Genomic DNA, 12,827 nt, shown 5'->3' on the forward strand with positions numbered 1-12,827 from the left:
GATTCGGCCCTCGAACGGGCCGCACCGGCCAAGGGTGTTCACATGTCCAACACCAGACGCTCACCGCGTGCCCGCGACACACAGATGAGCATCGAGTCGTCACGCTCCGCGTCCGTGAGCAGCTCGTCCCGGTGGTCCACCTCGCCCTCCAGCACCCGCTGTTGGCAGGTCCCGCAGAAACCCTGCTCGCAGGAGTACAGGGTGTCGGGCAGCTCCTTCCGTACGGCTGCCAGCACGGTCGAGTCCGCCGGAACCGTCAACACCCGCCCGCTGCGCCGGAGTTCGACCTCGAAGGAGCCGTTGCCCGCGGTCGAGGCACGCGGCGCGAACCGCTCCAGGTGTACCCCCGGGGCCCGCTCCTCGACGGCGGCCATGAGTCCTTCGGGCCCGCAGCAGTAGACGGCGGCGCCCTCGGGTACGTCCGCGAACAGCGCGTCCAGGTCGGGCAGCCCGGCCTCGTCCTCGGGGACCACGGTGACCCGGCCCTGCCCGGCGTCCAGCTTCTCGATCTCCTCAAGGAACGGCATCGACGCCCGAGTCCGCCCGCCGTACAGCAGCCGCCAGTCGGCGCCCTCCGGCAGCGCCCGCAGCATCGGCAGGACCGGTGTGATCCCGATGCCGCCGACGACGAAGACATACGCGGGAGCCCCGACGAGCGGGAAGCGGTTCCGCGGTCCGCGCACCTCCAGCTCCATGCCCTCCTGCACCTGCTCGTGCACCTCGCGCGAACCGCCCCGCCCGTCCTCGACCCACCGCGTGGCGACGGTGTACGACGAGGTGTCCTCCGGGTCCCCGCACAGCGAGTACTGCCGGACGAGCCCCGACGGCAGCACCAGGTCCAGATGCGCACCGGGCTCCCAGCGCGGCAGGTCATGCCCTTCCAGACGCAGCCTTACGACACCGTCGGCGACCTTCTCGTGCGCGGTCACGAGCAGCCGCAGCGCCCGCGACCGGGGGCGCCCGGAGATCGGCTCGTCCAGCGTCGGCATCGGCCACAGCGGCGAGGCCTGGATACGGCGGCGCACGGCCCGCCTGGCGAGCAGGGCGGCGCCCGCGACGACCACGACGGTCTTGAGGCGAGGCATCACTTGGTCCCCTTCTCGGCGGCGAGCGCGGCCGGGGAGGAGGCCAGATAGGCGACCGCCTGCTCGGTGGAGCCCTCCTGGGAGGGGTGGTAGGTGCGGCTCATGTAGCGCGGGATGGACCGGACCAGGTCCCCCGTCGAGGGCAGCAGGCCCCGCCGGCCGCGCAGGTAGAACGCCCGGAAGCTCGCCTTGCCGTCGAGCAGGCTCGGATCGTTCTCCATGAAGAAGCGGGCCCCGCGCTGCCACAGGAACACCAGCGCCCCGAACGCGAGCGCCCAGGTGCGCGCCCGGCGCCGGTAGCCTCCGTCGACGTGCATGAACAGGTCGAAGGCCACGGACCGGTGCTCGACCTCCTCGGCACCGTGCCAGCGCAGCAGGTCCAGCATGGTGGGATCGGCGCCGCGCCGGTCCAGCTCCTCTGCGTTCAGCACCCAGTCACCGAGGAAGGCCGTGTAGTGCTCGATGGCCGCGATCAGCGCCACCCGCTCCATCAGCCACCAGCGCCGTGCCCGGCCCGGCGGCAGGGTCCGGTCCCCGAGCAGCTTCTCGAAGAACCAGTCGACCTGCGCGGTGTACGGCGTCGGATCGAGCCCGAGCTCCTTCAGATGCGGCAGCACCTCGTCATGGGCCTGGGAGTGCATCGCCTCCTGACCGATGAACCCGATGACGTCCTCACGCAGCCGCTCGTCCCGGATGTACGGCAGCACCTGCTTGTAGACATGCACGAACCACCGCTCACCGGCGGGCAGCAGCAGATGCAGCACATTGATGGTGTGCGTCGTGAACGGATCCCCCGGCACCCAGTGCAACGGGGTGTCCTCCCACGAGAAGGACACCTTGCGCGCCTTGAGCGGTATCCACTCGTCCTCGACGGGTAGGGGCACCCGGGCCTGCTTGTTAGACATGGCGTCAATGTACTGAGGAGTAAGTCCGAGGAGAACCCCCCGTGCGCGAGGTTCTTCCGCTCGTCCGCCGTCTCACCTCAGCCCGCTGATCGCCCGCCCGTTCTCCAAGGTCCCCTTCAGCTCGGCCTGCGCGCCCTGCTCGGTCTTCGCCGCCAGCAGGCCGCCTTCCGCCGAGGCGCTCACCCCGCCCGTCGTCCGGATGGACGCCGTGTCCCGGCTCCCCGCCGCCAGCAGGTACCAGGACCCGCCCTGCGACTTCCACAGCACCCCGGCCAGCACATGCGGATCACGCGGCCCGCACGCCGGGACGTTCTCTGCCTTCGCCGCCACCGCGCCGTACGTCCCGCCCGGCGTGCGGAACTGGGCCAGCACACGCGTGCCGCCGCCGCGCCAGGTCTCGGCGCGGGTGCACACCCAGTCGGCCGTGCCGCCCGCGTCCGGCAGCGGCTGCCGCGCGTACTCCCAGGCGTTCACCGTCCGCACCCCCTGCGCCCGCACCGCGGAGAGCGAGCAGGCGTACGGCGCCCAGGTCCGCAGCTCCTCGGCACCGGAGGCGTCCTTGACGGAGCCCGGGCGGCCGGTGGTCAGCCGGGCCGGCACCAACTCGCCGAGGTCCGACATCAGGCGGGTGCCCTCGGCGTCGGTCACCTGGAGGACGTTCCAGGACGTGCAGCTCGACTCCTGCGCTGCCGGACTGGCCAGCGGGGAGGTCACCCCGTCGGTCAGCGTGAGCGCCATCGCCCCGGAGCCCGGCTTCAGCAGGTCCCGCTCGGCGGCCTTCTTCACCCACGGCGCCATCAGATAGCGGACGTTGCCGTCGGCCCGCCCCAGCACCACGGCGTTCGCCTCGGCGCCGGTCGCGTTGTCGACGCGGGCGAAGTCCAACGCGGCACCGGCCGTGCCGTCCTTCGGCTCGGCGTAGCGGGCGATGCGCAGTCCGTCGTAGAGGATCACCACGCGCGCGTTGTCGACGGCGCCCGCGTACAGGAGTTGCGGCGGGCCCGCCGGGCCGCCGGACAGGGTGCCGGGGGTGGCGGAGACGCGGACCGTCTCGCCGGGGCGGGCCCAGACGGCGAGCGCGCGGCGCAACAGGTCCCGGTCGCCGGTGAGTTCACCGCGCGTGGGCCACACGGAGAAGTCGTTGCGCGAGGCGGACTGCCAGGCGGCCGAGGGGACCTTCAGCAGCCGGCTCGGGTCGAGAGCGGCCTGGGCGGCCGGATTCTGCGCGTACGACGGAGCCGCCGCGCCGTCGGGCCCCCAGCCCTCCCCGGGCAGCCCGAGCAGCGCCCCGCACACCACCAGCGCGGCCCCGGCGACCAGCGCGGCCTTCATGTGCTGCCTGCGCCGCATCAGATCGGTGGGCCGCGCCTGGAGCGAACAGGGGTCGAACTCGGGGGAGTCGAGCAGCGCATACCGCGCGGGCACGGTGTCCGCTTGCTCAAGCGCCGCGTCCACGTCCTCGGCCCCGGCCGCCGTCAGCATCGTGCGTACGTCGCCGTCGGGGAGCTTCTCCAGGCCGCGCAGGACGTAGGCCGCGCGCGCTGGCCCTGAGAGCGCCGAGAGCTGCTGGTCGAGGGCGAGTTCGTCGGCGCCGCCGGAGCGGGGGAAGAGCCTCAGGCCCCACACCTGGGGCAGCAGCGGCGGGAGCTGGGACCGCTTGGGCCACGCCTTCCGGGCCAGCGGCAGGCCCGCCTCCAGCGCCGTACGCACCACCTGGAGGCGCACGAAGGCATACCCGGGATCCCCCTCGCGACCCGTCGACTGGGCCGGGATCACAGACGCGGACGTCCGGCCCCGGGGCAGGGCGCGCTGGGTGAGGGCATGGGCGGTCAGGACGCGCCGGTTGCGGCCGAGGCCCGGGGGCAGGACCAGATAGGCGAGCCGGACCAGCCGGGGGTAGTGCTCGACCAGTGCGGCCTCGGCCTGTTCGACGTCGACGACGGGGTCGGTGGCGGAGGCGGGTGTGGGGCGCGGGGCGACATCCTGTGACTGCACGTCCAGCCAAACGAGCGAACCGTGGGTTGGTCACCGCCACCCGCGTCACTCAGTCGCCGGGCTCCAGGAGAGCCCGCGCGTAGTTCGCCATCGACCGCTGGTAACGCGGCAGATGGGGCGCCAGCGCGCCCAGCACCAGGGAGAGACCCTCGCGGTCCCGGCCCAGGCTGGACAGACAGAGCGCGAGGGTGGCCCGTACCGCGTCGTCCAACTCGTCCGACGGTGCGTCCAGTTCCGGCGTCAACAGCTTGACGCCCTCCTCCGGCTGCCCGATGTTCCGCAGCGAGCTCGACAGCTGGATCTTCGCCCGGCGGCCCCTGTAGCCGGTCAGGCCCCGCTCCAGCGCCTCCCGGTACAGCGGGACCGCCCTGTCGGAGTGGCCCGTGGAGTCCCAGGCACAGGCCCGCTCGAAGGGGCCGAGGGGGCTGTCGTGCGGGAGTTCGGCGACGAGGGCGTCGATCACGGCCCGGAAGTCGGCGGCCTCGTCGTCGGCGTAGTCGTCGAAGCTCGCCCAGGCGGCGGTGACGCGGTCTTCCCAGTCTCGGTTCACCGCAGCACTCTCGCACGCGTGCGTGCGGACCGGCAGCGGTATTTTGAGTGCTCCGCGCGCGGGAGCCGTATCCACCGTGAGGCCCCTGTATGGAGGAACTGATGAAGGTGACCCGACCGATGCTCGCGGCGGTGGCGGTGCTGATGCTCGCGGGGTGTGGCTCCGACGGCGACGAGAACGCCGTACCTCAGACGGCGAACGGCAGTCTGGAGCAGTTGGCCGCGGAGGTGAAGTGCGCGCCGGACATTCAGATCGACGCCGACGACGTGCGCCAGGCCATCTGCAAGGACAGCGACGGCAAGTTCATCCTCGCCACCTTCGCCACCGACCGCGGCCAGCGCGAGTGGATCAACGGGGCGAAGGACTACGGCGGTCACTTCCTCGTCGGCCGCAAGTGGGTGGCCGTGGGCGAGGAGACCAGCACAGTGACGATGCTGCGGAAGACGCTCGGCGGGAACATCGAGGAGGGCAAGGACCACTCGGCCCGCTCGGGCGGGCACTCGGGGCACTGAGCACACGCACAGACGAAGACCGGCGGTGAGGGATCCTCACCGCCGGCCTTCTCATGGGGTCACTGGCAGCGCCGGCCGTTGTTGATGCAGTAGACCATCTTGTTCATCAGCCTCGTGGAGAAGAAGTTGATGAAGTCGTTGTGGTCGGTGATCGGCTTGTGCAACTGCTCCGGGAAGCCGTCCACCGCGTACGGGTTCACCACTTGACCGTTCTCGATGGTCGGGGCGGGGACCTCGTAGACCAGACGGGCCTGGAGCTGGGGGATCGCCTTGAAGCCGTTGGCGCAGGTGCCGTCGGCCTGGACGAACGCCACGTGGGTGCGGTGGTTGGCGCTGTCGATGTTCTGGCCGTCCCAGCAGCTCTGGAAGTTGGTCGTGCGGACCACGTCACTGCCCTCGGGGCAGATCGGGTACTTGTCCTTCAGCTGCACCCGGTTCTCGAAGCCGGTGCAGCTCCAGTTCACGTTGGCGTTGGCATTGCCGTTGATGAAGGCCTTGGCGTCGCCGGTGATGATGCGCAGCGCCCTCGGCATCGCGACGACCGGACCCCGCTTGTTGCCGACGAACTTCAGCTGGGCCACCTTGGGCTCGAGGATCTTGCCCACGTTGCCCTCGGTGCCACCGCCGGGCTTGTTCTGGTCGAAGTCCTGCGTACCGTCCTGCAGACGCAGCACCGGCCAGAAGTACGAGGACTTGTCGGCCTGGTTCTGGCAGCTGGTCTCGGCCGCCGCCAGGTCCTCGTCGCTCGCGAACGCGTTGTTCGACTGGTTGCCGACGTAGTCGTGCAGGTGGTGTGCGCCGTTGGTGACACCCGGGGCCACGATCACGTTGTCCGTGTTGTAGTTTTTGTTGCTGTTGGTGCCGCACTTGGTGGTGAAGGTACCTCGCGAACCGGACCTGCCGTTCGCGCGGAGCCCGTTCGCACCCACGCCCGGCTGGGCGTTCGCCTGCACCTGGGTGATGTCGACGAAGTCGTCGGCGGTCGGGCCGTTGCTGGCCTGCCCGCCGTTGCCCTGGCCCTGGCCTTGGTCCTGGCCTTGGTCCTGGCCCTGGCCTTGGTCCTGGCCTTGGTCCTGGCCCTGGCCTTGGTCCTGGCCCTGGTCCTGGCCGTCGCCGTTCTGGTCCTGACCCTGGTCCTGGCCGGCCTCGCCGTCGTTCGTCTGCGGCTGCTCGGCGGGGACGCCCGAGCAGGGAGCGAGCTGGTCCAGCGAGTCCTGCGCGGCGCCTCCGGCCCGCTTGAGGTTGATCTGGATCCGGTCGATGGCCGCGATCCGCTTGTCCTTCAGCGGGCCGAGGATCGCGTTCTGGACGAATCCCGAGTCACCCGTCTGCGCCTGGCGCGTGGTGGCGAGCCGGGCGTAGGCCTCGGTGATCTGCTTGTCGAGGTTGGCCAGCTCCGTGTCGACGCCCGAGCGGGCGCCGTCCGGTACGTCGGTGATCTGCTGGCCGACGTCCGGACACTGGATCGTCGCGATCTGCGCCGCGGCGGTCCTCGTCCGGTTCTGGTCCGAGCCCGATTCATTCGCGGATGCGTAGAAGTTCGCCCAGATCAGCCCGCCCCCACCGAGCGCTAGGGCCGCCGATGCGGCTATGGCCTTGGTGGCCAGCGGCGTACGGCGTTTTCGTGTGTTGCGTCCCATGGAACTCCTCTGACTTCCTTGCGGGGCAGCGAGGCGCCCGACAGGAGTGAAGCGGCTCCCTTCCATACGGACGGAGTCCCACGGGTGTTCAGCAGTCTCAGAAATTTCACGGCAACTCGCGTTTGGCGCTTGTCATTTCAGCGCCCTTGGTCCAGATAGGCGAGAACCGCCAGGACGCGCCGATTGTCGTCGTCCGAGACCTCCAGGTCCAGTTTGGCGAAGATGTTGGAGGTATGTTTGCTGATGGCCCGTTCTGTGACGACAAGCTGGCCGGCGATGGCCGCGTTGGACCGTCCCTGCGCCATCAGCTCCAGCACTTCCCGCTCCCGAGGAGTGAGCCGGTCCAGCGGCCGCCGGTCGTCCGCCGCCCGCCGGGTCAGCAGCTGCTGGATCACCTGCGGGTCCATCGCGGTACCGCCGGCCGCCACCCGCCGTACGGCCTCCACGAACTGCTCCGCGTCGAACACCCGGTCCTTGAGCAGATAGCCGACAGCGCCGTCGCCGTCGGCGAGCAGCTCACGGGCGTACAGCTGCTCCACGTGCTGCGAGAGCACCAGCACCGGAAGGCCGGGTCTCGCGCGGCGCGCCCGCAGCGCGCACTGCAGGCCCTCGTCGGTGTGCGTGGGCGGGAGCCGTACGTCCACCACCGCGACGTCCGGCTCCAGTTCGGCCAGCGCCCGCTCCAGCTCCGGGCCGCTCTCCACGGCCGCCGCGATCTCGAAGTCGTAGGCCTGAAGGAGCCGGACGAGTCCGTCGCGCAGCAGGAACAGGTCTTCGGCTAGGACAACGCGCAAGGGATCTCCATGGTGACCATGGTGGGACCGCCCGCGGGGCTGCTGACGGCCAGGACGCCGTCGAATGTACCCAGTCGGCGCTCCACGCCGGCCAGCCCCGACCCGGCGCCGATCACCGCGCCGCCCTTGCCGTTGTCGGTGACCGTCGCCCGCAGCATGCCGTCACGGTGGTGCAGGTCGACCCAGATCCGGTCGGCGCCCGAGTGCTTCACGGCGTTGGTGAGGACCTCGCTGACGGCGAAGTACGCGGCCGACTCCACCGGCGCCTCGGCCCGCCCCTCCAGCTCCACGGTCACCTCGGTGGCAATCGGCAGCCGCAGCGCCAACGCCCGTACGCCGTCCCCCAGTCCGCGCTCGGCGAGCACGGGCGGATGGATCCCGCGCACCAGGTCACGCAGCTCGGCGAGCGCGTCGACGGAGGACTTGCGGGCCTGCGCGATGAGCTGCTTCGCCGCCTCCGGGTCCTTTTCGATGAGCATCTCGATGGTGTTGAGGTCCATGCCCATCGCGACCAGCCGTGCCTGCGCCCCGTCGTGCAAGTCGCGTTCGATACGGCGGAGTTCGGCGGCGGAGGTGTCGACGGCGTCCCGTCGCGTCTCGGTCAGCACGCGGACCCGCTCGGCGAGTTCGGCCTGGCTGGGTGTGAGGAGTGCCTGGGTGAGGCGGAAGTGGAGCCGGAAGGCGCTCACGGTGTACCGGTGGGCGACGAAGAGGAGCGCGGCGCCCAGGGCGCCGGCGCCGAGCGCGGACGCCTGGTCGCTGACCGGTACGAACCCGTACCAGTACGGCCCGTACTCGCCGTAGGGGCCGCCCGTCATGGTCCGCCACAGCCCCGCCGCCAGCGCGAATCCCTCCAGCGGGTACAGCACGAGCACGGCGGGCAGCAGCGCGGTGATGAAGCCGGCCGTCATGTCGACCGGCAGCCACCGCAGGTCCCGCCAGGTCGCCGGGTCGCGCAGCATCCCGAAGGTGCGGGTCCAGGGGTTGGCGTCCTTCGGTATCGGCCGGTACGCCGGGGGGATCCGCACCCCGCCCCACTGCGCGGCGATGACCCGCCGCCAGTTCGCGAACGCCCGAACTCCCGTGAGCACCCACGGTGTCGTGACGATCCCGACCCCGATCGGGATCAGCGCGATGGACACCAGGGAGAGCGTGAAACACAGCACGGCCCCCGGCAGCAGCACCAGCGCAAGCCCGAGTCCCCGTAGTGCCGCCTGCAAAATGCCCCGTGCTCTGCTCTTCGTCTCTGTGGTCGTCATGCCGCAAGTCTGGACGAGCCGGGGGAGCAGGTCACGGGGCCGAGCCCCCCGCTCAGGGGGTGGTGCCAGATACACCCCCGGGCTCAGGGGGTGGCGCCAAGAGCCCCTCCGGCCGACGCCAGCACCTTGGCCTCCACCTCCGGGTCCAGGCCCTTCGCCGTCCGGTCCGGTCGCCGCGGCGCCGTACCGCCGAGGCTCTTCAGCCAGGTCCAGGTGTCGGCGACCGTCTCCTCGACCGGGCGGCAGCGCAGCCCGGTTCCCACCGCCCGCGAGACGTCGGCGCTGTGCAGCGCGTCGTGCCCATCGCTGCCCGGCGGCACCCACACGGGCAGCTGGGTCCAGGGTTCGATCCCGGCGTCCAGGATCACCTGGGGCTCGGTCCAGCGCAGTTCGGCCGCGCCGCCCGTGACCGCGACGCACGCGTCGAGCAGCGTGCCCATCGTGGCGTGTCCCGAAGGGCCGATCAGGTTGTACGGCCCGCTCAACTCCCGCTCCGCCGCCCCGAGGAGCCAGTCGGCGAGGTCGCGGGCGTCGATGTACTGGATCGGCAGCTCCCGCGGCCCGGGCGCCAGCACCGGGCCGCCCTTGGCCATCCGGTTCAGCCACCAGGGCAGTCGGCCGACGTTCTCGTACGGCCCGATGATCAGCCCCGCCCGCGCCAGCACCGAGCGGTCGGGTCCGAAGGCGTCCAGGACAGCCAGCTCACCGCCCCGCTTGTCCTGGACGTAGGCGGTCTGTTCGGCGTCGGGCGAGGCGCCCGTGACCACTGGCGCGTCCTCGGTGTATCCGGCGGGCGGCGCCCAGTCGTACACCGAGCAGCTCGACACGTAGACGTACCGCCCGACGCGGTCCCGCAGCAGGCGGGCCGTGTCCCGCACCGCGCGGGGCGCCGCGGACCAGGTGTCGACCACGACGTCCCACTCCCCGCCCTCGGCCAGCGCGGCGAGGCCGTCCGCGGCGGTGCGGTCGCCGTGCAAGGCCCGTACCCCGGCGGGGGCCTCCTGCCGCCCCCGGTGGAAGACGGTCACCTCCCAGCCCCGCCCGACCGCCGCCTCGACCACGGCCCGCCCCACGAACTCCGTACCGCCCAGCACCAGAAGTCTCATGCGGGTGACTCTGCCTGCTCGCAGCGCGGGAGAGAACAGGACTCTGCCATCAGCAGATCACCTCGGCGAACGCCGGCAGCTTCCGTACGGCGTCCCGGACGGTGCAGCCCAGGTGCCGGCCCGCGGTGTTCATCACGTCGGAGGCGACCCGCCGCCGCGACTCGGCCGCAGGCCGCAGCGGGGCCACGGCGAAGGGGGCCAGCCGCTCCTGCCCGCACGCGGCGATGCGCAGCAGAAGGGGCGCTCGCCTTGACGGCGGGCGCCCCTTCAGGGGATCCGGGGGATCAGACCTGGCCGGCCTTCTCCAGGGCGGAGCAGCAGGTGTCGACGATGAGCCGCGTCACGACGTACGGGTCGACGTTGGCGTTCGGACGGCGGTCCTCGATGTAACCCTTGCCGTCCTTCTCGACCTGCCACGGGATACGGACCGAGGCGCCACGGTTGGAGACACCGTAGGAGTACTCGTTCCACGGGGCGGTCTCGTGCAGACCGGTCAGACGGTCGTCGATGCCGGCGCCGTAGTTCTTGACGTGGTCGAGCGGCTTGGAGCCCTCGCCGAGCGACTCGCACGCGGTGATGATCGCGTCGTAGCCCTCGCGCATCGCCTTGGTGGAGAAGTTGGTGTGCGCGCCGGCGCCGTTCCAGTCGCCCTTGACCGGCTTCGGGTCGAGGGTGGCGGCGATACCGAAGTCCTCGGCGGTGCGGTAGAGGAGCCAGCGGGCCACCCACATGTGGTCGGAGACCTCCAGCGGGGAGACCGGGCCGACCTGGAACTCCCACTGGCCGGGCATGACCTCGGCGTTGATGCCGGAGATCGCGAGACCCGCCTTCAGGCAGTTGTCGAGGTGGGCCTCGACGACGTCACGGCCGAAGATCTCGTCGGCGCCGACACCGCAGTAGTAGCCGCCCTGCGGGGCCGGGAAGCCGCCCTTGGGGAAGCCGAGCGGGTAGCCGTCCTTGAAGAACGTGTACTCCTGCTCGATGCCGAAGATCGGCTCCTGGGCGGCGAACTTCTCGGCGACCTCGACGAGCGCGGCGCGGGTGTTGGTGGGGTGCGGGGTGAGGTCGATGTTCAGGACCTCGCACAGCACCAGGATGTCGTCGCCGCCGCGGATCGGGTCCGGGCAGCTGAAGACCGGCTTGAGCACGCAGTCCGAGGCGTGGCCCTCGGCCTGGTTCGTGGAGGACCCGTCGAAGCCCCAGATCGGCAGCTCGGCACCCTTTGCGTCGTCGCCAAGGATCTTGGTCTTCGAACGCAGCTTGGCCGTCGGCTCGGTGCCGTCGATCCAGATGTACTCAGCCTTGAAGCTCACGGGCCACATCCTTCGGGGTGGGTCTCTAGGCGCACTTGCGGGTGCTGCGGCGCTGCGGCACTGGGGCGCCGCCTTTGTCGCCCGCGAGCCTGTCAACAGGCGATTTCCCGGTCATTGCTCGAATGTGAACCCCGTGTTACCTGGTGGTGCTGTGGTGCGACTCACGCTGTGAGGGCCCGCCCGGCGCCACGCGGGTGCGGGGCGGGGCACTCGTATGCGATGGGGTGGGGACGGCGGCGGCCGCCGGCTTCCCCCCTCGTGAAGCCGGCGACCGGACCGCCCTGGGCATGCCGGTCCTGCCGCTCCTGGCCGGGAGCGGCAGGACCCATGACACGTACGAGGTGACCTGGGCCTCACCCCACCTTCTCGATCACGGCCCGGCGGATCAGGAACTTGCCGGGCTCGCGGACCTGTTCGAAGGCCGCGTTGTTCAGCAGGACACAGGAGCCGGAGACCGAGGTGACCTCCACCGTCGTGGACTTGTTGTTGTCCAGGTTGGTGACCTTCAGCTTGGTGCCGGCCGGGAACTGGTTGCTGGACGCGGCCGGGGCGCCGCCCTCACCGGAGAGGGTGACGGTGGAGCCGTTGCAGACCTGCTGCCCGGACCCGGGCTGGGCGGGCTGTTCCGCCTCGGCGGGCGGTGCGGCGGGCTGTTCCGCCTCGGCGGGCGGTGCGGCGGGCTGCGCGGCCTGAGAGCCCTGAGCCGACTCCCCGACGACGCACCCGGACGCCTCCGGCTGGACCTTGATCTGCGCGACGACCGCCTCGCGGTTGGCGATCCGGGCCTGCGACTGGGCGTCGGGCTTGGCCCGCTGGCCCTCGATGAACCGCTCGTTGTTGCCGAGCGCGGTGGCGAGGCCCTGGCAGACACTCGACTCCGCGGCCGACTTCGGCGACTGCGCGGCGTTCGAGGTGCTCGCCATGACGAAGGCACCGCCGCCCGCCACGGTCGCCGCGCTGACGAGCAGCGCGATCTTCTTCTTCGTACTGAGCGTTCTCCTGCGTGACATACGCGCCTCCTGCGAGGTGGGGAGCTGTACGCCGCTATGTACGAGATACCGAACGAAGTTACTCAGCGGTTACAGGAGTCGCTGAAGTGACCTGTGTCACAAGGGAGTTGGGGTGTTCAGTCGTCCCCGTTCTCGTAGGCCACCACCGTGTCGTTGACGTGCTGAAGCAGTCCCTGCGTCTGCCGGGTGATCTCCTCCTCGCGCGTCGCGGAGCCGTCGCCCCACTGCCCGTTGGCGAACACCACGGACCGCACGGTCATCAGCCGCTCGAAGACCCCGGACGACCCCGGCGGCACGGTCGGCAGCCCCGCCTCCGGCGGCGGGTCCAGCGAGACGACCTGGTAGGTCAGCGGGTCCATGGAGGCCACATGAACACCCTGGAGGCGTCCTCGACGCGCTCGATGCTCAGCACGGAGACCGTCACCTGCGAGCGCCGGTCCGCGTCCGTGAACAGGGCCGCGGTCATCCGTGCGCACGGCTTGCCCTGCTCGATCAGCTCGGCGAGCTCCTGCGACATCCCGCGCGAGCAGTCCGTGGTGGTCGCCCAGTCGACGCGCTCGTAGGTCGAACCGTCCTTGAGTGTCACGGTCTCCTGGGGGAAGGCCTGCTCTGGGCTGGGCGGGCGAGGAGCGAGGGCAGCGCGCTCACGCCGAGCGAC

14 protein-coding genes are annotated in these 12,827 nt (G+C 71.0%); 1 reads left to right on the top strand and 13 read right to left on the bottom strand.

Going from position 1 to position 12,827, the window contains the following annotated elements:
• Window positions 1-38: 38 nt before the first annotated feature.
• The 4 genes from RMT89_RS29210 to RMT89_RS29225 form a co-directional block, all read right to left on the bottom strand.
• Window positions 39-1,085, bottom strand: a complete 1,047-nt coding sequence (locus RMT89_RS29210; RefSeq protein ID WP_315886767.1) for a PDR/VanB family oxidoreductase — start codon at window positions 1,083-1,085, stop codon at window positions 39-41.
• Window positions 1,085-1,990, bottom strand: a complete 906-nt coding sequence (locus RMT89_RS29215; protein WP_315886768.1) for a metal-dependent hydrolase — start codon at window positions 1,988-1,990, stop codon at window positions 1,085-1,087. The genes RMT89_RS29210 and RMT89_RS29215 overlap by 1 nt, the downstream gene beginning before the upstream one ends.
• 72 nt (window positions 1,991-2,062) lie before the next feature.
• On the bottom strand, window positions 2,063-3,985 hold the full coding sequence (locus RMT89_RS29220) for a hypothetical protein (protein WP_315886769.1): 1,923 nt from the start codon (window positions 3,983-3,985) through the stop codon (window positions 2,063-2,065).
• 49 nt (window positions 3,986-4,034) lie between these two features.
• Window positions 4,035-4,535 (bottom strand): tetratricopeptide repeat protein, encoded by a 501-nt coding sequence (locus RMT89_RS29225; protein ID WP_315886770.1) that lies wholly within the window; start codon window positions 4,533-4,535, stop codon window positions 4,035-4,037.
• Window positions 4,536-4,636: 101 nt separating this feature from the next.
• Between RMT89_RS29225 and RMT89_RS29230 the strand changes: the two genes are divergently transcribed.
• Complete coding sequence (locus tag RMT89_RS29230) at window positions 4,637-5,047, top strand: hypothetical protein (protein WP_315886771.1); 411 nt, start codon at window positions 4,637-4,639, stop codon at window positions 5,045-5,047.
• A 59-nt stretch (window positions 5,048-5,106) separates the two neighbouring features.
• Here the strand turns inward: RMT89_RS29230 and RMT89_RS29235 are convergent, their stop codons facing one another.
• The 9 genes from RMT89_RS29235 to RMT89_RS29275 all read right to left on the bottom strand — a co-directional run bounded on the left by RMT89_RS29235 (window position 5,107) and on the right by RMT89_RS29275 (window position 12,755).
• Window positions 5,107-6,687, bottom strand: a complete 1,581-nt coding sequence (locus RMT89_RS29235; RefSeq protein WP_315886772.1) for a DUF1996 domain-containing protein — start codon at window positions 6,685-6,687, stop codon at window positions 5,107-5,109.
• 137 nt (window positions 6,688-6,824) lie between these two features.
• Complete coding sequence (locus RMT89_RS29240) at window positions 6,825-7,481, bottom strand: response regulator transcription factor (RefSeq protein WP_315886773.1); 657 nt, start codon at window positions 7,479-7,481, stop codon at window positions 6,825-6,827.
• Window positions 7,466-8,740 (bottom strand): sensor histidine kinase, encoded by a 1,275-nt coding sequence (locus RMT89_RS29245; protein ID WP_315886774.1) that lies wholly within the window; start codon window positions 8,738-8,740, stop codon window positions 7,466-7,468. The genes RMT89_RS29240 and RMT89_RS29245 overlap by 16 nt, the downstream gene beginning before the upstream one ends.
• Before the next feature lie 83 nt (window positions 8,741-8,823).
• Entirely contained in the window at window positions 8,824-9,846 is a 1,023-nt protein-coding gene (locus RMT89_RS29250) for an SDR family oxidoreductase (RefSeq protein ID WP_315886775.1), read from the bottom strand.
• A gap of 49 nt (window positions 9,847-9,895) precedes the next feature.
• Entirely contained in the window at window positions 9,896-10,033 is a 138-nt protein-coding gene (locus RMT89_RS29255) for a hypothetical protein (protein WP_315886776.1), read from the bottom strand.
• A 97-nt stretch (window positions 10,034-10,130) separates the two neighbouring features.
• On the bottom strand, window positions 10,131-11,159 hold the full coding sequence (glnII, locus tag RMT89_RS29260; RefSeq protein ID WP_315886777.1) for a glutamine synthetase: 1,029 nt from the start codon (window positions 11,157-11,159) through the stop codon (window positions 10,131-10,133).
• Window positions 11,160-11,512: 353 nt separating this feature from the next.
• Window positions 11,513-12,169, bottom strand: a complete 657-nt coding sequence (locus RMT89_RS29265) for a hypothetical protein (protein ID WP_315886778.1) — start codon at window positions 12,167-12,169, stop codon at window positions 11,513-11,515.
• A gap of 116 nt (window positions 12,170-12,285) precedes the next feature.
• A complete protein-coding gene (locus RMT89_RS29270; RefSeq protein ID WP_315886779.1) occupies window positions 12,286-12,537 on the bottom strand; it encodes a hypothetical protein in 252 nt (83 codons plus the stop codon).
• Window positions 12,516-12,755: a hypothetical protein gene (locus RMT89_RS29275; protein ID WP_315886780.1), complete on the bottom strand. Its 240-nt coding sequence runs from the start codon at window positions 12,753-12,755 to the stop codon at window positions 12,516-12,518. Before RMT89_RS29275 ends, RMT89_RS29270 begins: the two co-directional genes overlap by 22 nt.
• Window positions 12,756-12,827: the final 72 nt, after the last annotated feature.

The sequence above is a fragment of the Streptomyces sp. P17 genome, from assembly GCF_032436805.1.
In the GTDB taxonomy this organism is placed as follows: Bacteria; Actinomycetota; Actinomycetes; order Streptomycetales; family Streptomycetaceae; genus Streptomyces.